Below are 20,968 nucleotides of genomic sequence, written 5' to 3'. Positions count from 1 at the left end.
CTCCCCATTCACGGAGGTGTGTCTGACGGATGCCACGCGGTCCGGGGCCCTACTTCTGGGGTATGCGAAGGCATCCTCGCGGCGCGCCGGCCGCCAATAAACTTCAGCAGCCCCTCAGCCTGTTCCTGCTCGGCATCGCAGCCTTGGTGCGCGGGGTGCGCTCCCAGTTGGTGCTGACCGTGGTCGCCACGACCATCTTCATCCTGTCGGTGGTTCTGACCACCATGATCCCGTTCATGGCGCTCTGAGCTGGCGCGGGGTGGTCATCGGCCTGGCGGCTGCCGCACGATCGGAGTCCGGGATGACGGCGTTCGTGGCGGGCACCTGCCCGTCGAGCCACCGACGCAGGATTCCGGTCGGAACCTCCTCCACGATCAGCGCGAAACAGTAGTGGTCGCGCCAGTCACCGTCGATGTGGATGAACCGGCGGCGCAGACCCTCATAACGGAAGCCGAGCTTCTCGACCACCCGCAGTGACGGCCCATTCTCGGGGCGGATGCAGATCTCCATCCGGTGCAGCCCCATTTCGAAGAAGCAGTAATCGGTGGCGAGCGCCACCGCAGTGGGCGTGAGCCCCTTGCCCGCGAACCGCTCGGACACCCAGTACCCGATGCTCGCCGACGCGAGCGAGCCGTAGGTGATGCCGGAAACGTTCAACTGCCCGGCGAACGTGCCCTGGTACTCGATGGCGAACGGCAGGCCGTGACCACTCCGCGCATTCCCCTGAAGGCTGCGGATGCTGTACCGGGTGTCGAACTCGCTCGGCCCATTCGGGCTGGTCGCCTCCCACTGCCGGAGCCAGGAGCGGTTCTCCATGAGCTCCCGCTCCAACTGCTTGGCGTCGCGCACCCGGATGGGGCGGATGGTGGTCTCGCCCTCGGTGAGCGTGGGCACGCTGGCGACCATGGTTCAGTCCAGGGTCCGGACGAAGTCTTTGATCCAGGGGCGCAGCTCGCTGCCCAGGTCCTCGCGATCCAGCGCGAGTTGGATGATCGCCTTGATGTAGTCGACCCGGTCGCCGGTGTCGTAGCGCCGGCCACGGAAAACGACCCCGTAGACGCCGCCGGTGGCATCCGGGGTCTCTGCCATCGTGAGCAGCGCATCCGTCAGCTGGATCTCGTTGCCCTTGCCCGGTGCTGTGTTCTCGAGGATGTCGAACACCTCCGGGCGCAGTACGTAGCGTCCGATCACGGCGAGGTTGGACGGGGCAGTCCCCTGCGCCGGCTTCTCGACCAGGCCGGTGATGCGCACCACGTCATCGTCATCCGTCGCCTCAACGGTCGCGACGCCGTAGAGGTGGGCGGATGATGGATCCACCTCGAGCAGCGCGACGATACTGGCGTTGCGCTTGCCCTGCTCCTCGATCATGCGGGTCAGCAACACGTCACGGGAGTCGATGATGTCGTCACCCAGCAGGACGGCGAACGGCACGTTGCCGACATGCTGGCGAGCCCGCAACACCGCGTGGCCGAGACCCAGCGGGTCGCCCTGGCGCACGTAGTGCACGTCGGCGAGATCGGTCGACTCGTTCACCTTCTCCAGGCGTTCGATGTCCCCCTTCCGCCGGAGCACGTCCTCAAGTTCGCCCACCCGGTCGAAGTGGTTCTCGAGGGCGCCCTTGTTGCGGCCGGTGATCATCAGGATGTCCCTCAGCCCGGCCGCCACTGCCTCTTCGACGACGTACTGGATGGCCGGCTTGTCGACGACCGGCAGCATCTCCTTCGGCATCGCCTTCGTCGCAGGCAGGAAGCGCGTACCCAGGCCGGCGGCGGGGATGACGGCTTTCGTGATGGTTGGTGACATAGGGCACAGGTTACCTTTTCCCTAGGATGGCTGCATGACCGCTGACCCGAGCAACGCGAAGCGCGCCCTCCGCGCAGAACTGCGCGAGCGACGTCGAAACCTGACAACGCTCGAGCGCGAAGGGGCCACCGCCGCCTTCACCCAGCACCTGATCGACCTCACCACACGTTTGGGGGCACGCTCGGTTTCGGCCTACCTTCCGAACACAGACGAGCCGAACATCCGGGAGTACATCAACTGGGCGCTCGAGCAGGGCGTGCGAGTGCTCCTGCCGATTTCGCGGGATGACGGCCTGCTCGACTGGGTGGTCGCCGACGGAGAGCACGAGACGGAGGGACCGTTCGGGTGGCCCGAACCGGTCGGCGAACTTCTGGGGCCGATCGCGATCAATGATGTCGACCTCATCATCGTGCCGGCGGCATCCGTCGACCGGTCAGGCATGCGGATGGGGTGGGGTCGCGGCTACATCGACCGGACCATCGGGTCAATGGAGCAGTCCCCGCCGGTTTATGCTGTTGTCTTCGACAACGAATTCTTAGAGGCCGTGCCGACGGAGTTGCACGACAAGCCGGTCAACGGTGTCGTGACCCCCAGCGGGGTCGTCGCCTTCTAGGATTTTCTGAATACGCAGAGGTTCCACTTGCCCACCTACTCTTACGCTTGCACCTCCTGCGGACACGACTTCGAGCAGTACCAGTCGTTCACCGACGAGACCCTGACGGTGTGTCCATCGTGTGGAAAACCCACGTTGCGCAAGGTTTTCAGCAACATCGGCGTTAGCTTTAACGGGTCTGGTTTTTACCGCACGGATTCGCGGTCGGAATCGGGTGCGAAAGCGGAGAAGGCGCCGGCTTCTGCTCCAGCGAAGAAGTCGACCGACTCCTCCCCGAGCACACCGGCGCCCGCCGCGGCACCGAGCACGACCAGCACTTCCAGTTCGTAACAAGACGTAAGGGAGTACAGCTCATGCTCAAGGGATTCAAAGAATTCATCATGCGCGGCAACGTGATCGATCTCGCGGTCGCATTCGTCGTTGGCCTCGCATTCACCGCCGTGGTCAACGCGCTCGTCGAACAATTGATCAACCCGCTCATCGGGGCGCTGTTCAGTGCCGACAACCTCAAGGACACCTTGATCGTGACGGTCCCGACCCTGGCCGGTGGCGAGGCAAAGCTGTACTTCGGGGCGGTCATCGCCGCCATCATCCAGTTCCTGCTGGTGGCGGCGGCCGTCTACTTCGCGCTGGTCATGCCGATGAACTACCTGAAGCGCCGCGCCGAGGAGAAGAGGGCAGCCGGGGCCTCGGAGGAGGAAGTTCCGCCGACCGAACTGGACCTGCTGGCGGAGATCCGCGACCTCCTCGCGAAGACCGAGAGCGGTCCAGGCGAGCGCGGCACCCACGCGGCCCAGTAACTTTAGTGAGGCGTGTCAGCCCCAGTGGGGCGGCACGTCACGCTTGAGCTGGTCGTCGTTCTCGCCGGAGGCGTGGCGGCGCGGCTCCGGGGCGGGATGCGGATCCGTTCCGGGGGCCGGTTCCGTTCTCACACGGCGACGGATGCGACGGCGCGGCTTCCGAGCATCCGCTTCGCCGTCGGGGGTCGGCTCGCTGTCGGGCTGGTTTCGCGTATCCACCTCAGGAAGCCTGGGTGATGACCGGGATCGGCTCGGTGACCGGGCCGGGGGTCGCGCCGAGCATCCCGACAATACGGTCCGCGACCGTGTCGGGGTTACTGAACAGCTCGAAGGCGTGCACCCGAAGGTAATGCCAGCCGAGACGGCGCAGCAGCTCGGGCCTCAGCCGCAGCGACTCGCGCAGGCTGGACGACAGCAGCACCGAATCGGTCTCGATGGTGAGGCACATGCCGCCGTGGGAGGTGACCAGCCCGAGCTTGCCGCGGTGGCCGAGCGCCACCCGGAGCCCGCGGGCCTCGAGTCGCTTGGCCAGGTCGACCAGCATCGGTTCGCTGTCGTCCGGCAGATTCTCGTGCGCGTGCCTGGCCGTGGCATCCGCCAGCACTTCGGCGAGCGCGATGGCGCCGTACTGCATCCGGCTCTCATCGATGTCGTCCGGCTCGAAGCAGGTGACGATGACCATGCCGCGGCGGGCGCGGGTCATCGCAACGGCCAGCAGCCGCTCGCCGCCCGGTTTGCCGAGGGCGCCGAAGTCGGACAGCACGCGACCGTGCGGGGTGCGTCCGTACCCGATGGAGAAGATCACCCGGTCGCGGCTCTGCGCCACGGCGTGCTCGATGGTGGTGATCATGAACGGCTCTGACCGGTCGCTCAGCACGAACTCGCTCAACTCGGCCCGGCCGGCCAGCGCCCCCAGCACGGCACGCTCCAGGCGCACGGCGTGCTTCTCGCTCGCGGTGATGACCATGAGGGATTCGGCCGGTCGCCTGGCTGCGTGCTCCATCACCAATTCGACGACGCGATCGACTTCGGCATCGACACTCTCGACCGCACCGGAGTCGGCGTCCGGCATGCCGCTGCCGCCCTCCACGTAGTCGAGGCGAAGGCTGCCGTGCCCGAGGAAGCTGCCCGCCCACGGGAAGGACTCGATCTTGCCGGCGTAGAAGCGGCGATTCACCAACTCGGCGAGGTCCTCGCCGCCGGCGCGGTAGCTGCGCGTAAGTGCAAGCGTCGGCAACAGGGTGCCGAGGCGTGCCAGCGCGGAGTCGGCGTGCAGGGCATCCAGCTCCTCGGAATCGGGGTGCAGCTCTGTCGGTTCCTCTTCGATGCGGGTACTGAACGCGGCGGGGGTCTGGGTGACCGGGTCACCGAACGCGACCGTCTGCCTGGCGCGGCGGATGGCGCCCACCGTCTCGGCGAGGGTGACCGCGCCGGCATCCACGATGATGACGGTGTCGAAGTGCATTGCGTCCGAGATCAGGTCGACCTCGTACGGCGAGGCCAGCCACACCGGCGCGAGCGTCCTGGACAGGTGCGGTGCCGCGGCATGCAGCTGGTGCGACGTGACGTCGGCGCGGCGCAGTGCACGCTTAAGCTGGCTGGCCTCGTCCGGCCAGTCGACCAGCCCGATCTTCCAGTTCTCGGCCAGCTGCCAGGCGAGCAGTTGGGAGCTGCCGGCCGCATGGGCCTCGTCGACCAGCCGGAAGTCGGCCTCCAGCCGGTCGAGCACGGTGGTGTTCGCTCCGAGCAGCGCCCGGTCGGCCTCCAGCAGGGATTCGAGAGCGGACTGCCACCAGGCGAGCTCGAGTTCGGCGGCGACCTGGTCCTGCGCAACGTGGCGCGACGAGAGGTCTTCGATCAGCGGCTCGATCTGCAGGTCGTTCAGTGTCGCACGCAGCTGCGTGCGCTCCTGGAGGTTCGCCAGGGCATCCGACTCGACGGCCAGCCCGGCCAGCCAGCCGGTCAGCTCGGTGATGGACTGGTTCGCCAGCCGGCGATCGCCGGTCAGGCCGAGCGGCGCATCCAGCGACTGCAGGTCTTGCGTGATCTGCTGGTGCAGCACCTGCACCGAAGCGATGCCGACGGGCACCTGCGGCGTGATCCCGGCCGGGGCGAACCGCTGCCAGAGCAGTCGCTGCTGCTGGATGCGCACCAGCGACTCGTTCATGTCGCTCACGTGCACGCCGGGGCGCAGGTACTCCTTGGCCAGCTTCTTCAGGCGACGGCGGTTCGCGCCGGACATCTGCGACGACTCGCGGCGAGACGAGGTCGCCGCAATCAACTCGCCCAGGGAACGGTCGTAGACGACCGGCAGGAACTTGTCGAGGGTGTCGCGGATGTCGGTCAGCAGGCGCAGGTAGGCACCCAGCTCGTCGATGCTCTGGTACGGCCGCATGTGGGTGCCGTCGATGAGTTCGTTCGCTCGGACCAGCAGTCGCGGCACGTCTTCTTCGTGCAGGCGCCGTGCCAGCAGGTGGGCGCTCTCAGCGGCCTGGCTGCTCGGGAAGTCCGCGCCGTACCAGGGAGAATCGCCCGGGCCGTACTTGAATTCGCCGAGGGTTGCGGCCTGCACCATGGCCTCGGCAGCCCGATCGCGGTTCTCAGCCAGCCGTTCCACGCTGGTGCGGGAGAGCCGCGCCGTGGTCGACGGCGGGTTCGGGAGGAGGGCCAGCCGCGACAGCTCGGTGAGGCAGTCCAGCACCGAGATACCGATGACCGGATCCCGGCGGGCGATGGCTGCCCGGTAGTCGAGGAGCACCTTGCGCAGGCGCACCATGGCGTCGTCGACATCGGTGAGCGACGCCGGACGCGCCTTCTCGTTGCGACCGATCGAGCGGATGAGGTCTCGCCTGAGCGTGGACGGCGACACCGCGAAACCGGGCAGGCCGATCTCGCCGAGACGCTGGCCGATGCCGGCGAGCGTCGAACGGCGTGGGCTGACCACCAGGACGCGCTTATTCTGGTTCACCAGGCATCCGAGGGCATTCACGATGGTCTGGGTTCCACCAGTACCCGGCAGCGTCTTGACCACGACGGAGTTGCCTGCCGCGATCTGCGCGATCACGTTCTCCTGCTCGGCGTCCGCATCCAGGAGGAGGGTGTCGGTTTCGGGGGCGCGGTCATCCGGATGCTGCGGCTCCACCGGCGCGTAACTCTCCCCGACCGCCCACTTGGCCGCCGGGTTGCCGGCCAGGGCATCGAGAACCGGATGCTCCAGCTCGGCGGCGTCAACCTGCATCCTTCTCGAGACGTCCACGAAGGAGGAGCCGACCAGGCGCGGCTGCACGTTGAACCACTCGAGGTGCGAGGTGAGCCCGCGCAGCCGGTCGATGACCTTGTTCGGCTTGAACGAGCCGTCTTCCTCCGCCAGCGCGACAAACGCATCCGCATCGAGGGTGATGCCGAACTGCTCGGTCAGGGCGTGCGCGAGTTCCGGGTTCAGGAACGGGAGACCGCGAAGACGGAGTTCGAAGTCCTTGCCGTAGCGCCGGATCGCCAGTGGGCGCAGGAGGACCGGTGCCCGGAAGTCCTCGCCCTCGTACTGCCATTCGGCGACACCGATGCCGAGGTGCACGGCGTCCAGGGCACGGGCGGTGGCAAGCTCGAGGCTCTTGGTGGCGAGCTGGGCTGCGGCCAGCTTCGCGCTGCGCAGGGCCAGGTCGTCGCGGATCAGGTTGGACAGCAGCGTCGACTTGCCGGTGATGAACTGGGCAAGGCCGCCCGGATGCGTGGTGCTGAGCTCGATGCGCGTGCGCGGCGCGTCGATGAAGTGCAGCAGCGGTGACGGGCCGCCAACCTCGCGCAGCTGGTCGCGCCATCCGGCCCAGGTCGGCTCGGCCACGTTCGCGGCGGAGTACCTCGGGTCGCCGAGGCTGAGGGCGTGGGGGGCGGTCACCTGGCGCTCCGCGCGCGCCGGTTCGCTGATCGAGTCAGACCCGTAGTCGTCATCATCCAGTTTTCTGTCGGCATGCCACACACCGCAACCTTAAGGTGCCCCCGCGCGCTTTCCGTGGATGCTGGGGGGAGTTTCGCACAGAATACGCCCCTAAACTGTGGCCCATGGGTGACGCGGATGGTCTGATTCGGGCCGCCTGGACGGTGGCAATCACGCTCACCGTGATCTTCGTCGTCGCGGTGGGCGTCGGCTTCTGGCTGCTGCGCCGGCGGCACGCCCGCACCCCGCAGCAGCCCGGGCCCCGACCGGTGAAGCAGCGCGCGAACATCCAGCTGGTGCGGCTCGACGACGCGGTCACCACCGGCGAGGAGGAGCTCGCCTTCGCCATCGCCCAGTTCGGGGTGGAGGCCACCGGCGATTACGCCAGGGTGCTGGCATCCGCCCGCTCCAGCCTGACCGAGGCATTCACCCTGCAGCAGCGCCTCGACGACGCCCACCCGGACACCGCTGCACAACAGCGCGACTGGACGGCGCGCATCCTGCACCTGTGCGAGACGGCGCTGGCCGCGCTCACCGCCGAGCAGGCGCGCTTCGACGACCTTCGCGGGCTGGAGAAGAATGCTCCGGCCAACCTGGAGTCGGCACGCGCGCTCATCGCATCGTTGATCGAACGGCGCCAGGCCGGCTCCGACCGGCTCGCGCAGCTGCGCAAGACCTATTCGGCGAGCGCCGTCGCCCCGGTGGCGGACAACCTTCAGCGGGCGGATGATGCGCTCGCCGCCGCGCAGGAGTCTGCCGACACCGCATCCGCCGCCCTCGGAACCACCTCGACGACTGCCGCGGTCGACGCCGTTCGCGCAGCAACCGACAGCGCGCACCAAGCCATGCAGCTGCTTGACGCGATCGACTCGCTGGCCGGCGAGTTGAAGAAGGCGACGGATGCCGTGGGCAGCCTGGCCGCGTCAACGCGCGCCAGCCTGGAGGAGGCGAAGGCGGTGCGGGACGATCCGCCAGACCCGGCGACCGGGGCGGCCGTCGGCGCAGCGATCGAGAAGGTGGCCGGCATCCTTTCTGCGTTGCCTGAGGACGACCCCATCCGCGCCCTCGACGAACTTCGGGAGGTCGGGGCGACCCTCGACTTCAGCCTGGCCGGGGCACGCAATCAGCGGCAGCGGCTCGACGGCGCGAAGGCGGCTCTTGCCGGCGCGCTGGTCGCGGCCAGGAGTCAGCTGTCCGTCACCCGCGACTTCGTCGCCGCACGGCGTGGTCGGGTGGGAGCGGAGGCCCGCACCCGGCTGGCCGAGGCGGAGCGCCTGCTCACCCTCGCCGAGGCGGAGGCCGACCCGGTGCTGGCGCTGGACACCGCGCGCAGCTCGGTAACTTACTCCCGCGACGCGGACGCCCTCGCCCGCTACGACGTGCGCTGAGCGCCACGCGCTACCAACGATGACGGCACTTGTCGTCGATGAGCCTGTTTATAACAGCGTCATCGAAGAGAAACACCGTCATCGTCGCGCGAGGCCCGGTTTCGATACGCCCGCTTCGCGGACTACGCAACCCACAGAACGGACCAATCGACCCGAGTAAAGGGTTACCCGCCGATCAGGGCCTCGACCGGGCCACGGGCGAAGTAGATGGCGAAGCCGACCGCGGTGATCCAGAGCAGCGGCGACACCGTCTTCGCCTTGCCCGACAGCGCCTGCAGTACGACCCAGGCGATGAAGCCCGCGCCGATGCCGTTCGCGATCGAGTAGGTCAGCGGCATCACCAGCACGGTGAGGAACACGGGCAGCGCAACAGCGAAGTCGGTCCAGACGATGTCCTTGATCTGCGACATCATCATCGCGCCGACAATGACCAGCACCGCGGCAGCCACCTCGCTCGGAACGATGGTGGTGAGCGGGGTGAGGAACATGGCGAGCAGGAACAGCACACCGGTGACCAGGTTGGCCAGGCCGGTACGCGCGCCCTCGCCGATGCCGGCTCCGGACTCGATGAAGACCGTGTTGGACGACCCGGAGGTCAGGCCACCGGCGACGGCGCCTACGCCTTCGACGATGAGTGCCGACTTGATGTTCGGGAAGTTTCCCTTGTCATCCGCCAGTCCGGCCTCCTTGGAGAGCCCGGTCATGGTGCCCATGGCGTCGAAGAAGTTGGTGAAGACGAGCGTGAACACCAGCATGATCGCGGCGAGGGCACCGATGCGTTCGAAGCTTCCGAAGCTGACAGCGCCGATCAGGCTGAGGTCCGGCAGGCTCACCCACTGCTCAGGCAGCACCGGAATGGTGAGGCTCCAGCCGCCGGCGTTCTCGACGCCGCTGCCCAGCTTCGCGAAGGTCTCGACGATTACCGCGATGACGGTGCTGACCAGGATGCCGATGAGCAGTGCACCGCGAACCTTGCGGGCGACCAGAACACCGGTGAGCAGTAGCGTGAAGACGAACAGCAGGGTCGGAATGGTGGCAACCGAGCCGTCGACTCCGAGACCGACGGGCGGGGAGCCGAAACCGGTCGAGGTGACGAACCCGGCGTTCACCAGGCCGATGAACGCGATGAACAGGCCGATGCCGACGGTGATCGCGATCTTGAGCTGGATCGGTACGGCGTCGAAGATCAGGCGGCGCATGTTGGTCGCTGACAGCAGCACGATGATGAGGCCGTTGATGACGACGAGCCCCATCGCCTCCGGCCAGCTGACCTGCCCGACGACGCTCACCGCGAGGAACGAGTTGATTCCAAGGCCGGCCGCGAACGCGAACGGCAGCCGCGAGATGAGCCCGAACAGGATGGTCATGACGCCCGAGGTCAGCGCGGTCACGGCTGCGACCTGGGTGAACCCCAGGGAGTTGCCATCGACATCCGGACTTCCGCTGAGGATGATCGGGTTCAGGATGACGATGTACGCCATGGCCACGAAGGTGACAATGCCACCGCGGATTTCCCGGCTGTAGTTCGACCCCCTCTTGGTGATCGAGAAGAACGTGTCGACTCGGGTGCGGAATGTGGGCGCGGGGGTGGCAGTCTTGGTCACGGGTTCACTGTATTGCCAGCACATACTCAGGCACCAGTCGCCACGCGTGCGGAATGTCGCGCTATCGCTAACCGCTCGACCACCAGTAGTGTTCGGGCAACCTCAATGAATGGAGTGCACTATGGCATTGCCCTGGAAACTGCATGGTGACGGCAAAGATGTCTCGTCCGATGCGATCATCCTCCCCGAGGAACGCCTCACCTGGTGGCGCACCATCGGATTCGGTGGACAGCACGTCGTCGCCATGTTCGGCGCCACCTTCCTCGTCCCGATCATCACCGGATTCCCGCCAGCAACGACGCTGCTCTTCTCCGGTATCGGAACACTGCTGTTCCTGATCATCACGCAGAACAAGCTCCCCAGCTACGTCGGGTCGTCGTTCGCGTTCATCGCCCCGATCCTGGCTGCGACAGCATCCGGCGGCCAGGGCGTCGCGCTCGGCGGCATCATCGTCACAGGCGCGGTGCTTGCCATCGTCGGCATCATCGTGCACGTCTCGGGAACCGGCTGGATCAACGTGCTGCTGCCCGCAGTGGTCAGCGGGGCGATCGTCGCCCTGATCGGGTTCGCGCTGGCCCCGGTGGCGAAGACCAACTTCGAGGCCTCCCCCTGGGTCGCCCTGATCACGTTGTTCGCGGTCATCCTCTGCGCCGTCGTGTTCAAGGGATTCATCGGCAGGCTGTCGATCCTGGTCGGCGTCGTGGTCGGCTACATCGCGGCAGTGGTCGCCGGCGAGGTCGACTTCTCCAAGATCGAGGAGGCGGCCTGGATCGGACTGCCGGAGTTCATCACCCCGGTCTTCGACATGGCGTACCTGCCCATCTATCTGATGTTCCTGCCGGTCGTGCTGGCGCTCGTTGCCGAGAACGTGGGTCACATCAAGGGTGTCGGCCAGCTGATCGAACGCGACCTCGACCCGCTTACCGGGCGCGCGCTGTTCGCGGATGGTTTCGCAACGGTGATCGCCGGCTTCGGCGGAGGCTCCCCCACCACCACCTACGGCGAGAACATCGGCGTGATGGCCGCGACCCGCATCTTCTCGACAGCGGCCTACTGGGTTGCCGGCATCACGGCGATCCTGCTGGGCCTCTCCCCCAAGGTCGGCGCCATCATCAACACCATCCCGCCGGGGGTCATCGGCGGAGTGACCACGGCGCTGTACGGCCTGATCGGTGTCATCGGCATCCGCATCTGGGTAGAGAACAAGGTCGACTTCTCTCGTCCGAAGAACCAGATGACCGCTGGTGTCGCCCTCGTCATGGGCATCGCCAACTACACCCTCGCGTTCGGCGAGGTGAAGTTCGAGGGCATCATCCTCGGTACGGTCGCGGCTGTCGTGATCTACCACCTGATGAACGCGCTCGGCAAGTGGCGTGGGACGGATGCTCCGGCGACGATCAAGAAGGAGTCGGAGTTGGTCGGCTGACCTTCGCAACAACAACAACAGCAACAAACGGTGGGTGCGTCGCGAAACTGCGACGCACCCACTGTGTTGTCCATTGTCTGTGCTGTCCGCTCTCTGGGCTGTCCGTACCTTGGGGGACGGATGCAGTACCCCCGTTCTGGGATGATGCGCGAACGATATATTGGGCGCAGGCTTGTCTATGAGAAGCTCCCACCTACCCAGGCGAGCCGCTCACCCGCAACACAATTGATCGATCCACCCGAAGGATTATCGTGAGTTCCGCACCCGAAGGCTGGTACGTCGACCCATCGACGGGAACCAACCTGCGCCTGTGGAACGGCACCACCTGGACCGACGAGGTCGCTCCGATGCCGTACGAGCCGACGCACTCCGGCGAAGTCGACCTGCTGGCGACGACCGCACCCGCCGAAAAATCGGCGGAAATCACGGAGACGCCTGCGGAGCGTGCCACCGAAGACGCGCCCGGCGACGAGGCCGTCAGCCCAGACCTCGACCCGGAGATCGAGCAAACCATGCTCACCCGCCGGGAGCTCCGCGCGCGCCGAGGAGCCGACACCGAGGTTGACGACTTCCCCAAACACCTGCCACCGATCGCCCCTCCGACGGCTGTGTCCGTCGGAGAGTGGCAGGAGCCGGTGGAAGAGTTCGAGATCCCCGCCGTGCCGGTCGCCGTCCAGGCCGAACCTGAACCGGCGGATGGCCCGCTGCAACGCCGTCGTCGAATCATCCGGATGTCAGTTCTCCTCGGAGTCCTTGCCGTGGTATCGAGCGTCGCGGTACTCACGGCTGGGACGCTGTAGGTCAGCGATTCCCCGCTTGCCGCCGATCAGGACAAGGCCGTAGACAATGTCAGTGGCACCGGTTACCGTCACTGAGTGGCATTCGTCGAAGCGACCGGACTGACCAAGATCTACACGCCCAAGGGGGCAGATCCCGTGCACGCCCTCGACGGGCTCGACCTCGCCGTCCCGCAGGGCACTGTGACTGCCCTGCTCGGGCCCAACGGGGCCGGCAAGACCACCACGGTCAAGGTTCTCACCACGCTGGTCAAACCGGATGCCGGCACCGCGGTCATCGACGGAATCGACGTGCTGCAGCACCCGGACCGGATTCGCCCCATCATCGGCGTTTCCGGGCAATACGCCGCCGTCGACGAGAATCTGACCGGCTTCGAGAACCTCGACATGGTCGGCAGGCTCTACCACCTGGGCGCCAAGGCGTCGCGTGCCAGGGCGCGGGAGCTGGGCGACATCTTCGACCTGACCGAGGCCATGAACAGGCCGGTCAAGGGGTTCTCCGGCGGTATGCGGCGACGCATCGACCTCGCCGGTGCACTGGTCACCCGCCCCAAAGTGTTGTTCCTCGACGAGCCGACAACCGGACTTGACCCGCGCAGCAGGCTCGGCATGTGGGACATCATCACCACGCTGGTCGGTGAAGGCACCACGGTGTTGCTGACCACCCAGTATCTGGAGGAAGCCGACCGGCTGGCCGACAGCATCTCGGTGATCGACGAAGGCAAGGTCATCGCCCGCGGCACGGCGGACGAGCTGAAGGCCTCCATCGGAGGGCAGCGCGTGGAAATCAACCTCGTGTCGGCTGACGACAGCGCGGTGGCGCGACAGGTACTCGCCAGGTTCGGCAGCTCCGAACCCAGCGTGGAAGCAGAAGGGCGAGCGCTCGCGGTCAGCGCCGAGGACGCCCCCGACGCATTGCAGGGGATCCTCGCCGAACTCGGCTCCCGTGGCATCCGTCTGTATGACGCAGGAATGCGCAGGCCGACCCTCGACGACGTGTTCATGAAGCTGACCGGGCACGCGGCGACCGAGGAACCGGAAGAGGCTGCGGCGGAAGGTGCGAAGAAATGAACTCGCGCGCTTCTCATTGGTTCAGTGACGGCTGGATCACCACCAGACGCAACCTGATCAAGATCAAGCGGGTGCCGGACATCCTGGTGTTCACCACGCTTCAGCCGATCATGTTCGTTCTGCTGTTCACCTATATCTACGCCGGTGTGATCGACATCCCCGGCAGCAGCTACAAGGAATTCATCATGGCCGGGATCTTCGCCCAGACGGTGGTTTTCGGCTCGACGTATTCCGGTTCGGCGATGGCCCAGGACCTGAAAGACGGCATCATCGACCGTTTCCGCACCCTGCCGATGAGTCCATCGGCGGTGCTGATCGGGCGTACCAACGGCGACCTGCTCATCAATGCGATCTCCATGATCGTGATGATGACGACCGGGTTCATCGTCGGGTGGCGCATCCGTTCCAGCCTCTTCGAAGCGATCGCCGGCGTTGCGCTGCTTCTGCTGTTCGCCTATGCCCTGTCCTGGGTGATGGCCTATCTGGGCATGCTGGTGCGCAGCCCCGAGGTCATCAACAACGTCTCGTTCCTGGTGTTGTTCCCCCTCACCTTCATCTCCAATGCGTTCGTGCCGAGCGAAACGCTCCCTACCCCGCTGCGGGTGTTCGCCGAATACAATCCGGTTTCGGCACTGGTGCAGGCAGCGCGTGAACTGTTCGGCAATGTGCCGCCTCAAGCGGTGCAGTCAGATGTCTGGAGCCAGCAGAACCCCGTGCTCACGGTGTTGATCGGCATCGTCGTGGTGCTGCTGATCTTCGTTCCGTTGGCAACCAGTCGATTCGACCAGATCTCATCTCGCTAGGAGGAGCTGTCAAGGCTTGACTGTTGGCGCCGTCGGCGTACCGTCGAAGCATGGATACCGTCAGCTCCCGCGAGTACGAGCCGAACCTCGATGACGAACGCGAAGAAGACCTCTCTGACGAGCCCGAGAAGATGCCCCCTCCAACGATCGACCCCGACGAACGGATCGAAGCGGAGGACGAGGAGGACGACGATGGAGAGCGCCACGACGAGCAGCTCTGAGAGGCCTCAGTCGGCGCTGGGTCACGAGGCTGTGGGAGAGAACCGGTAATCGTCCTGTGCGATCCAGCGGACACCCCGATTGTGGCTGAGCAGCACACCGCGCAGTTCGAGCTGCTCCAGGTCGAACGCATCATGGATGCCCCGAGCCCAGGCGACATCCGCCGGCGTCAACGCCGATGACGCGTAGCGCTCGATGACGACGATGATCGATCCGGCGCCCGCGGCCTCCATCGCCTGGCCCATTGCCCGAGCGAGGTCGTGAACCGAGCCGTCGGGCACACTCGGCAGGTCGTCGAGCGGGATCATCAACGGCAGCTGAACCTGGTTGTCGTCGAGGAACAGAAACCACAATTGGTGGCGGCAGGCCCGGCCGATGAGCGCGCGCACGCGTTCCTCGATCAGCACCTGCGAGGTGAGCGGCCCGGTCTTGGCGTCGTGGTAGCTGGGAGTTCTCATCGCCCCATGCTCGCGGCGCAGCATCCGTCAGTTCCCGGGATCCCACGATTGGTGGCAACCAGATGCGGGCCGGCGCGGGGAAGGACTACTACGGCACCAGCGCCCGAGACGCCAGCACGGCCGCCTCGGTGCGCGTGGCGGCGCCGAGTTTCCGCAAGATGGCCGACACGTGCACCGACGCCGTCTTGGAGCTGATGAACAGCCGCTCGCCGATCTGCCGGTTGCTGAGGCCCTCTTCGACCAGTTCGAGTACCTGGCGTTCCCTGGCCGTCAGCTGAAGCCCGGCGGATGCCCGCACCGGCTGCTGGTCTGCGAGGACCAGCCCCGCACGTTCCGCGAACGCGGTAGCCCGGTCGACGATGAGGCCGGCTCCCAGCTCCCTGGCCGCAGCGACCGCCGCACGCAGGGAGTCCTGGCCGGCCGTCCTGTTCCCAGCCGTCGTCTGCGCCTGGCCCAGACGGAACAGCGAGTACGGCACCAACCAGGCCGTGCCGTCGGGTGCGCGCTCCGCCGCGAGCGCCCAGGCCTCGACCTGGTGTTCGGTCGCCAGTTCAGCCTCGAACTGGCTGTTCCAGACCGGCCAGGTCGGCCAGGATCGCATCGACTCCATAAGCGCACGTAGCCGCGACTCGCCAGTGGCGAATTCGGGCGGCAGGGCGGCGCCCGAATCTCGGCAGGCAGCCAGCACCCGGGCGGCGACTGCCAGCAACGGCACCCCGTAGGCCGGCAGCGGGCGGTGCCTGGTGTCCAGCAGGAACGCGACTTGTTCCAGTGCGCCATCCAGGTCACCGCACTCGAGCAGGAGTTCCGCGAGGACGCGCGCGTTTCCGAAGCGGTTCTGCGTCTCAGCCTGGCCACCCCTGATCAGCGCCTGCCGCCACTCCCGGTATTGCGCGTAAGCCGCTTCGACGTGCCCCCGCCGCAACAGCATCGACAACTTCGATTGCTGCAGGAACAGCTTGAATCCCGCGGACGGCGCCAAGGCGAGCATCCGGTCGGTGAGCTGTTCTGCGCGGTCCCAGCGACCCAATGCGATGAGTGGTTCGATGGCATTGGCTGCGAGGATCACCCCGGACACCCGTTCCACACCGAGTTCGCGGGCACGCTGCATGCCCTTCTCGGCGATCGCCAGCGCCCGTTCGTACTGTCCGAGGTGAAAGCGCAGGTCTGACGCGTTCACTCGGTACCGCAGCATCGCGCCCGGGTCGCCCTGGGCGAGCGGGCGCGCACTGTCCAATTGGGCGAGTCCCTCCTCGACGCGGCCGAGATGGGCCTTGCAGAGGCCGGCCACGTTGGCGGCGACGGATGCCTGGGCCGGCACGTCGAGGGTCGCCGCCAGTTCGGCGGCCTGGGTGGCGGCGTCCAGCGCCCGCCCCAGGTCGCCCTCAAGCATCAACCGCCCGGCCAGCGCGTTCAGCAGGCTGACGCGAAGCCGCTCGTTGACACCCGGCGGAACAAGTTCCAGCGCGCGCTCGAGCAGGGGCACGGAACCTGCCTGCGCGATCTGCCCGAGATAGTTGGCCTTGTCCCGCAGCAGTCGCGCCAGGGTGACACCGTCAGAGTCATACTCGTCAATGGCGACGTCCACCATGGCCAGTGCGCGTTCGCCGTCGCCTGCATTGCGGAGCGCGGACGCGGTCTTGGCGAGCAGGTCGACCCGGGTGCGGCCGGCCACCTCCTCGGCATCCGGAACCTGGTCCCAGAGGGAGAGTGCACGCTCCCCCAGCTGTGCCGCTGTCGCGTAGGCATAGGCGTGCTTGGCATCAGTCATCGCCGTCAGCGCAGAAGGGAATGCCCTGGCCGGATTGCCCGCGGCAAACCAGTGCTGGGCCACTTCTGACGAGGAGCAATCACCGGCCGCCTCCAGCGCTTCAGCAAACCCGGTGTGGAACCTGGCGCGCTCGCCCGGTAGCAAGTCGGCCTCGATCGCCTCGCGCACCAGGGCGTGCCGGAAGGTGTAGCTGTCCTCCTCCGTCTCCAGGACGTTTGCCGATACCGCTTCCCGCGCGGCGGCATCCAGGTCACTCGGGGTTCGCCCCGGCGTCGGCTGCTCGAAGACTGCTGCGAGCAGTCGGTGCGACACTCTCATCCCGCCGGCCGACAGCATCCGGAGCAGGTATTGCGCGGCGTCGCTCAACCGGTCATAGCGCGCCAGCAGCAGGTCGCGCAGGGTGTCGGGCAGCCCGACGCAGTCCCGGTCGACCAGCTCTTCGACAAAGAACGGCACCCCCTCGCTGCGCTCGAACACCCCAGCGAGGGTGTCCGGGTCTGGCTGCGTGCCGAGAATCCCGCGCGCCTGCGCCTCCACCTCGGCAAAGCCCAAACGACCCAATTGGATGCGCGTCAGAACCCGCGCACGCTCCGCGTTCGAGAGGAACGCCCGCAGCGGATGCCCGCGGCTGACGTCGTCGCTGCGATAGCTGAGCAACAGCATGATGCGCCCAGCGGTGACAGCGTTCAGCAGGAATTGCAGCGCCGTGAGGCTGGCACTGTCAACCCAGTGCAGGTCTTCGATCACCACCACGATCGGCTGGTCGCGAGCAAAGGTCTCCAGGATCACAGCAACCATCTCGTGCAACCGCTCCAGCCCGGCGGCGGCCCGATCGGCTGGGCGGACGGTCAGCTCGGGGAGCAGCAGGGTGAGCGCCTCCCGGCCCGGTCCCGCAGCGGCGAGCACGGCATCCGCTCCCGCCTGCTGCACCAGGGAACGCAACACCGAGATGATCGGAGCGTAGGGAACGCCGGCCGCACCGAGGTCAACGCACTGCCCGACGAGAATGCGGGCGGACGCACTCGCCTGTACCTGGAATTCGGCGAGCAGCCGTGTCTTGCCGATTCCGGCCTCGCCGGCTACCACGACGGCACGCGGAACACCCTCGAGTGCTTCAGCGAGCACAGCGAGCAACTGCCGCAGTTCGCGGTCTCGCCCGATCATTGTCGGGCTTGCCACGGGCGATCTCACCCTTCCATCGTGCCACGGTCCTCCGACGGCGATGGAACCGTTTCCAGGCTCCGCTGCTGCGGACGAGTTGATCATTGGTGGTAGGCCGGCTCACGCTCCGGCTCCGCCACCGCTTCTCTTCCGGTTGCTTGCGGCGACCGGCTCGCTCCGCGCCGAATTGCGCGGAGCGCGGCCACCAGTTGGCCCGCGCGCCACGCTGTGCGGCGCGTAGTGCGCTCGGCACGGGCGGCTCGGCGGTTCGTGCGCTCCTCGGCCACCCGCTCAGCCCCTCGCTCGGCCATGACCCGGGCCCGCTCCAACTCGCGCGGCATGCTCTCCTCGCGCTGCCGCCACTGGGTGTACTGCATGTAGTCCGACATCTGCTCTCCTTGATCGATGTCTCCATCGTGATTTCTAAGGAGGACCCGGCGGATCGGGCGGTTGCCCTATCTTCTGCGAACAGGGCCTTAGGCGGATGAGCTACTTCTCGTGCGTGGCGATCAACATCTCGGCGACGCTCTTGGTTCGACGGGCGGCGTCGGCGTCCCCCATCATGGCCGCGATGATGGCGCCCTTCATCAGGATCTGGAAGGTGTGGCCGAAGTTGACCGGGTCCCGCAGCGAGGCATCCTCCGCCATCTGCTGCACCGACTTGCGCACATCGCCCAGGTGCTCGATGCTCGCCTTGCCGAGCGGATGCTCCGGGCCCATCTCGATCAGCACGTTGACGAAGGAGTCGCCCTCGAAGTCGTCCCGCCGGAACCACTCGTCGAAAATGTCGAAGATCGCGAGCAGCCTGGTGCGCGGATCTCCTGCCCTCCGCCTCGATTCGGCTACCACCGCATCCGTGCTCCACACCTCCGCCCGAAGCGTCAGGAAGTCTGCCGCCAACTCGTTCTTGGAGGAGTAATGCCGGTAGAAAGTGGCGATCGCCACACCCGATACGCGGATGATCTCATCCACGCTGACATCGCGAACGCCCCGCTGGGAAAAGAGGTCGTAGGCCGTCATCAGGATGCGCTTCTTGGCGCTTGGCCTCGTCGCATCCGCCATGTCAACCCCTTTTCTCCTACTTGACAGAATCCCCGGTCTACCCCCTAATGGGTGGTAGAGAGAACGCTCGCTCTTAGATACTACCAACGGGAGGTCGGACAGTGAGCCTTGCAGAACGTATCGAACCCCGCGTTACCTCCAAGACGGTAACCGCCAAATCGCAGAAGGTAACCGCCAGCGCCCAACCGGATACCGCGCGGAGGCCAATCCCCGGCGCCAGCGACGACGCTGTACGGGACTACCTGCAGAAGATCGGGTCAATCCCGATCCTCACTGCAGAAGAAGAAATCGAGCTGGCCATCTGCATCGAAGTCGGGGTCCTCGCTCAGGAGAAACTCGACTCCGGCGAGGTGAAGCCGGGCACCGAGTTGGCGCGCGAACTGCGAACCCTCGTCCACGACGGAGAGGCCGCCTACCTCCGATTCTTCCGCTCGAACCTCAAGCTGGTTGTCACCGTCGCGAAACGATACGGCGGGAAAGGCACCCAGTTCATGGATCTCATCCAGGACGGCAACCTCGGCCTCGACCGCGCCGTCAAGAAGTTCGACTACCGCCAGGGATTCAAGTTCTCCACCTACGCCATGTGGTGGATCAAGCAGGCGGTGGCGCGGTCTGTGTCGGAAGCCAGACTCATCCGTGTGCCGGTTCATACGGCGGAGAAGGTCGCCAGTGTGCGCCGAACTTCACATCAGCTCGAGTTGGAGTTGGGACGGGTTCCCACTCCGGAAGAACTCGCCATCGAGACGAACTTCAGCGTTGAAGACATCCACAAGTTCCTGGATGCCGACCGGGAGCCGGTGTCCCTCCATACGCTTGTCGGCGACGACGGCGGCACCGAACTGGGCGAACTGATCGAAGACGACGAGGACGCCCCCGTCGTCGACATCATCGGGGCACTCCTGCGCACCGAACTGTTGCGCAAGAAGGTGGCGGACCTTCCGCCGCGGGAAGCCGAGATCATCCAGATGCGCTTCGGGCTGCGTGAGGACGCGCCGATGACCTTCACGCAGGTCGGTTCGGCCCTGGGAGTGTCCAGGGAGCGGGTGCGCCAGATCGAGCATCGCGCCTTGGCACGGCTCCGCTGCAAGGAGCTGAAGTAGGGCTACCGCGCCAGGTGGTCGCGCAGCACAACAGCCTGATTGTGCTCCGTGTCGCGCGCGCCATAGAGCAGCGTCACCTTGCGGTGTGAACGGATGATCTCACGCAGGCTTTCGAGAGCGGGGTTGGCTGCGAGTTCTTCTCGATAGCGTTTCGCGAACTCGTCGAAGCGGTCTGGATCATGGCCGAACCAGGAACGCAGCTCATCCGTCGGCGCGACGTCCTTCACCCACTCGTCGAGGTGGGCGGAATCCTTGCTCAGGCCCCGCGGCCAGATGCGATCGACCAGCACCCGGTAACCGTCGCGCTGGCCAGGGTCGTCGTACACCCGCTTGATGACTACGGTCATAACTCCACCTTGCCACTATCGGCAGGATTCGAGCCGCGGTCATGAGTGCCTTCCACCAAAACTGTGCTGCCTTTGTGTATGTTCGCTCCCAGCATTCACCGGCATGATCGGCGATGATTGTGGTACGAGTGCGCGAGGAGATAGAAGGACATGGGAGTCACCGCAACCACCCGCCTGCCGGCCGGGTGGTATCCGGATCCGGAAGGCGGCAACCGACGCCGTTGGTGGGACGGCCAGGAATGGACCCAGTACACCGCCGACTTCCAGCGGCCAACCTCCGTGGACGAGCTCACGCTCGAACCGCCCATTGACGCGCCGAGCGGCAAGAAGAAACCGGCCAAGGCCGCTCGCAAGCTGCGCCGGGTCGAAGACACCGAGGTGCCGGATGCTTCCCCGGCAACGCCCGTGAGTTCCACCCCTGAGCGCCTGGGGCGCTGGCTCGCCGGGGTCGTACATCGCGCTCCCTCGGTCACCAAGCGTCGGACCCGCAAGGGTCGCCGCGCGCATCGATCGGCCGATTGACCGATCGTCTGCGCCCCCAACACGGGGGCATGAAAGCTCATATCTGCTGCCCTAGACTCACACGAGGGGGAACGCGAGGTCTCGGTTAG

At 66.3% G+C, this 20,968-nt stretch carries 22 protein-coding genes and 1 pseudogene; 12 read left to right on the top strand and 11 right to left on the bottom strand.

Annotated elements, in window-relative coordinates:
- Positions 1 to 29 precede the first annotated feature (29 nt).
- Positions 30 to 248: a hypothetical protein gene (locus ACX3O0_RS15645; RefSeq protein ID WP_459108352.1), complete on the top strand. Its 219-nt coding sequence runs from the start codon at positions 30 to 32 to the stop codon at positions 246 to 248.
- Here the strand turns inward: ACX3O0_RS15645 and ACX3O0_RS15640 are convergent.
- Together ACX3O0_RS15640 and galU are read right to left on the bottom strand one after the other, a co-directional pair.
- Positions 235 to 906, bottom strand: a complete 672-nt coding sequence (locus ACX3O0_RS15640; RefSeq protein ID WP_459092786.1) for a GNAT family N-acetyltransferase — start codon at positions 904 to 906, stop codon at positions 235 to 237. The two genes, ACX3O0_RS15645 and ACX3O0_RS15640, sit on opposite strands and share 14 nt — an antisense overlap.
- 3 nt (positions 907 to 909) lie before the next feature.
- Positions 910 to 1,803, bottom strand: a complete 894-nt coding sequence (gene galU, locus ACX3O0_RS15635; protein ID WP_459092784.1) for a UTP--glucose-1-phosphate uridylyltransferase GalU — start codon at positions 1,801 to 1,803, stop codon at positions 910 to 912.
- A 34-nt stretch (positions 1,804 to 1,837) separates the two neighbouring features.
- Between galU and ACX3O0_RS15630 the strand changes: the two genes are divergently transcribed.
- Both ACX3O0_RS15630 and ACX3O0_RS15625 read left to right on the top strand, forming a co-directional pair.
- Complete coding sequence (locus ACX3O0_RS15630; RefSeq protein ID WP_459092782.1) at positions 1,838 to 2,416, top strand: 5-formyltetrahydrofolate cyclo-ligase; 579 nt, start codon at positions 1,838 to 1,840, stop codon at positions 2,414 to 2,416.
- 27 nt (positions 2,417 to 2,443) lie between these two features.
- Positions 2,444 to 2,539: pseudogene (locus ACX3O0_RS15625) on the top strand (FmdB family zinc ribbon protein); the annotation flags it as partial.
- A 62-nt stretch (positions 2,540 to 2,601) separates the two neighbouring features.
- On the opposite strand, the gene ACX3O0_RS15620 reads toward ACX3O0_RS15625, so the two are convergent.
- The gene (locus tag ACX3O0_RS15620) at positions 2,602 to 2,733 is read right to left on the bottom strand and encodes a hypothetical protein (protein WP_459092888.1); all 132 of its coding nucleotides are present in this window, start codon (positions 2,731 to 2,733) and stop codon (positions 2,602 to 2,604) included.
- 36 nt (positions 2,734 to 2,769) lie between these two features.
- On the opposite strand from ACX3O0_RS15620, the gene mscL reads away from it, so the two are divergent.
- Positions 2,770 to 3,216, top strand: coding sequence for a large conductance mechanosensitive channel protein MscL (gene mscL / locus ACX3O0_RS15615; protein ID WP_459108351.1), 447 nt, complete (start codon positions 2,770 to 2,772; stop codon positions 3,214 to 3,216).
- A gap of 15 nt (positions 3,217 to 3,231) precedes the next feature.
- Here mscL and ACX3O0_RS15610 read toward each other — a convergent pair whose 3' ends face one another.
- On the bottom strand, positions 3,232 to 3,435 hold the full coding sequence (locus tag ACX3O0_RS15610) for a hypothetical protein (protein ID WP_459092778.1): 204 nt from the start codon (positions 3,433 to 3,435) through the stop codon (positions 3,232 to 3,234).
- 1 nt (position 3,436) lies between these two features.
- A complete protein-coding gene (locus tag ACX3O0_RS15605; protein ID WP_459108350.1) occupies positions 3,437 to 7,192 on the bottom strand; it encodes a DEAD/DEAH box helicase in 3,756 nt (1,251 codons plus the stop codon).
- Between the two features lie 83 nt (positions 7,193 to 7,275).
- On the opposite strand from ACX3O0_RS15605, the gene ACX3O0_RS15600 reads away from it, so the two are divergent.
- Positions 7,276 to 8,538, top strand: a complete 1,263-nt coding sequence (locus ACX3O0_RS15600) for a hypothetical protein (RefSeq protein WP_459092774.1) — start codon at positions 7,276 to 7,278, stop codon at positions 8,536 to 8,538.
- A gap of 164 nt (positions 8,539 to 8,702) precedes the next feature.
- On the opposite strand, the gene ACX3O0_RS15595 is transcribed toward ACX3O0_RS15600, so the two are convergent.
- Entirely contained in the window at positions 8,703 to 10,166 is a 1,464-nt protein-coding gene (locus tag ACX3O0_RS15595) for an NCS2 family permease (protein ID WP_459092772.1), read from the bottom strand.
- A gap of 97 nt (positions 10,167 to 10,263) precedes the next feature.
- Here ACX3O0_RS15595 and ACX3O0_RS15590 point away from each other — a divergent pair, with 97 nt between their 5' ends.
- The 5 genes from ACX3O0_RS15590 (at position 10,264) to ACX3O0_RS15570 (ending at position 14,460) form a co-directional block, all read left to right on the top strand.
- Entirely contained in the window at positions 10,264 to 11,568 is a 1,305-nt protein-coding gene (locus ACX3O0_RS15590) for a uracil-xanthine permease family protein (RefSeq protein WP_459092770.1), read from the top strand.
- Between the two features lie 251 nt (positions 11,569 to 11,819).
- The gene (locus ACX3O0_RS15585) at positions 11,820 to 12,368 is read left to right on the top strand and encodes a DUF2510 domain-containing protein (protein WP_459092768.1); all 549 of its coding nucleotides are present in this window, start codon (positions 11,820 to 11,822) and stop codon (positions 12,366 to 12,368) included.
- A 75-nt stretch (positions 12,369 to 12,443) separates the two neighbouring features.
- Positions 12,444 to 13,436 carry an ATP-binding cassette domain-containing protein gene (locus ACX3O0_RS15580; protein ID WP_459108349.1) on the top strand — a complete coding sequence of 331 codons (993 nt, stop codon included), beginning with the start codon at positions 12,444 to 12,446 and terminating at the stop codon, positions 13,434 to 13,436.
- Complete coding sequence (locus ACX3O0_RS15575) at positions 13,433 to 14,239, top strand: ABC transporter permease (protein ID WP_459108348.1); 807 nt, start codon at positions 13,433 to 13,435, stop codon at positions 14,237 to 14,239. Before ACX3O0_RS15580 ends, ACX3O0_RS15575 begins: the two co-directional genes overlap by 4 nt.
- A 50-nt stretch (positions 14,240 to 14,289) precedes the next feature.
- The gene (locus ACX3O0_RS15570) at positions 14,290 to 14,460 is read left to right on the top strand and encodes a hypothetical protein (RefSeq protein ID WP_459092762.1); all 171 of its coding nucleotides are present in this window, start codon (positions 14,290 to 14,292) and stop codon (positions 14,458 to 14,460) included.
- A gap of 21 nt (positions 14,461 to 14,481) precedes the next feature.
- On the opposite strand, the gene ACX3O0_RS15565 is transcribed toward ACX3O0_RS15570, so the two are convergent.
- The 4 genes from ACX3O0_RS15565 to ACX3O0_RS15550 all read right to left on the bottom strand — a co-directional run bounded on the left by ACX3O0_RS15565 (position 14,482) and on the right by ACX3O0_RS15550 (position 18,910).
- The gene (locus tag ACX3O0_RS15565) at positions 14,482 to 14,916 is read right to left on the bottom strand and encodes a hypothetical protein (protein ID WP_459108347.1); all 435 of its coding nucleotides are present in this window, start codon (positions 14,914 to 14,916) and stop codon (positions 14,482 to 14,484) included.
- An 88-nt stretch (positions 14,917 to 15,004) separates the two neighbouring features.
- On the bottom strand, positions 15,005 to 17,866 hold the full coding sequence (locus ACX3O0_RS15560) for a helix-turn-helix transcriptional regulator (protein WP_459108346.1): 2,862 nt from the start codon (positions 17,864 to 17,866) through the stop codon (positions 15,005 to 15,007).
- 83 nt (positions 17,867 to 17,949) lie between these two features.
- The gene (locus tag ACX3O0_RS15555; protein ID WP_459108345.1) at positions 17,950 to 18,237 is read right to left on the bottom strand and encodes a hypothetical protein; all 288 of its coding nucleotides are present in this window, start codon (positions 18,235 to 18,237) and stop codon (positions 17,950 to 17,952) included.
- A gap of 100 nt (positions 18,238 to 18,337) precedes the next feature.
- Complete coding sequence (locus ACX3O0_RS15550; RefSeq protein ID WP_459108344.1) at positions 18,338 to 18,910, bottom strand: TetR/AcrR family transcriptional regulator; 573 nt, start codon at positions 18,908 to 18,910, stop codon at positions 18,338 to 18,340.
- A 101-nt stretch (positions 18,911 to 19,011) separates the two neighbouring features.
- Between ACX3O0_RS15550 and ACX3O0_RS15545 the strand changes: the two genes are divergently transcribed.
- On the top strand, positions 19,012 to 20,010 hold the full coding sequence (locus ACX3O0_RS15545; RefSeq protein WP_459108343.1) for a sigma-70 family RNA polymerase sigma factor: 999 nt from the start codon (positions 19,012 to 19,014) through the stop codon (positions 20,008 to 20,010).
- 2 nt (positions 20,011 to 20,012) lie between these two features.
- On the opposite strand, the gene ACX3O0_RS15540 is transcribed toward ACX3O0_RS15545, so the two are convergent.
- Positions 20,013 to 20,357, bottom strand: coding sequence for a DUF488 domain-containing protein (locus tag ACX3O0_RS15540; RefSeq protein WP_459108342.1), 345 nt, complete (start codon positions 20,355 to 20,357; stop codon positions 20,013 to 20,015).
- A gap of 150 nt (positions 20,358 to 20,507) precedes the next feature.
- Here ACX3O0_RS15540 and ACX3O0_RS15535 point away from each other — a divergent pair, with 150 nt between their 5' ends.
- Positions 20,508 to 20,879 carry a DUF2510 domain-containing protein gene (locus ACX3O0_RS15535; RefSeq protein ID WP_459092749.1) on the top strand — a complete coding sequence of 124 codons (372 nt, stop codon included), beginning with the start codon at positions 20,508 to 20,510 and terminating at the stop codon, positions 20,877 to 20,879.
- Positions 20,880 to 20,968: the final 89 nt, after the last annotated feature.

It is taken from the genome of Homoserinimonas sp. A447 (assembly GCF_054489325.1).
This window is presented reverse-complemented; position numbering and strand designations above follow the sequence as displayed.

Bases quoted from the DNA above. Each gene is read 5' to 3' on its own strand.
- ACX3O0_RS15645 (WP_459108352.1), top strand. From the start codon at position 30: ATGCCACGCGGTCCGGGGCCCTACTTCTGGGGTATGCGAAGGCATCCT.
- ACX3O0_RS15640 (WP_459092786.1), bottom strand. From the start codon at position 906: ATGGTCGCCAGCGTGCCCACGCTCACCGAGGGCGAGACCACCATCCGC.
- galU (WP_459092784.1), bottom strand. From the start codon at position 1,803: ATGTCACCAACCATCACGAAAGCCGTCATCCCCGCCGCCGGCCTGGGT.
- ACX3O0_RS15630 (WP_459092782.1), top strand. From the start codon at position 1,838: ATGACCGCTGACCCGAGCAACGCGAAGCGCGCCCTCCGCGCAGAACTG.
- mscL (WP_459108351.1), top strand. From the start codon at position 2,770: ATGCTCAAGGGATTCAAAGAATTCATCATGCGCGGCAACGTGATCGAT.
- ACX3O0_RS15600 (WP_459092774.1), top strand. From the start codon at position 7,276: ATGGGTGACGCGGATGGTCTGATTCGGGCCGCCTGGACGGTGGCAATC.
- ACX3O0_RS15595 (WP_459092772.1), bottom strand. From the start codon at position 10,166: ATGTGCTGGCAATACAGTGAACCCGTGACCAAGACTGCCACCCCCGCG.
- ACX3O0_RS15590 (WP_459092770.1), top strand. From the start codon at position 10,264: ATGGCATTGCCCTGGAAACTGCATGGTGACGGCAAAGATGTCTCGTCC.
- ACX3O0_RS15575 (WP_459108348.1), top strand. From the start codon at position 13,433: ATGAACTCGCGCGCTTCTCATTGGTTCAGTGACGGCTGGATCACCACC.
- ACX3O0_RS15570 (WP_459092762.1), top strand. From the start codon at position 14,290: ATGGATACCGTCAGCTCCCGCGAGTACGAGCCGAACCTCGATGACGAA.
- ACX3O0_RS15565 (WP_459108347.1), bottom strand. From the start codon at position 14,916: ATGAGAACTCCCAGCTACCACGACGCCAAGACCGGGCCGCTCACCTCG.
- ACX3O0_RS15555 (WP_459108345.1), bottom strand. From the start codon at position 18,237: ATGTCGGACTACATGCAGTACACCCAGTGGCGGCAGCGCGAGGAGAGC.
- ACX3O0_RS15550 (WP_459108344.1), bottom strand. From the start codon at position 18,910: ATGGCGGATGCGACGAGGCCAAGCGCCAAGAAGCGCATCCTGATGACG.
- ACX3O0_RS15540 (WP_459108342.1), bottom strand. From the start codon at position 20,357: ATGACCGTAGTCATCAAGCGGGTGTACGACGACCCTGGCCAGCGCGAC.
- ACX3O0_RS15535 (WP_459092749.1), top strand. From the start codon at position 20,508: ATGGGAGTCACCGCAACCACCCGCCTGCCGGCCGGGTGGTATCCGGAT.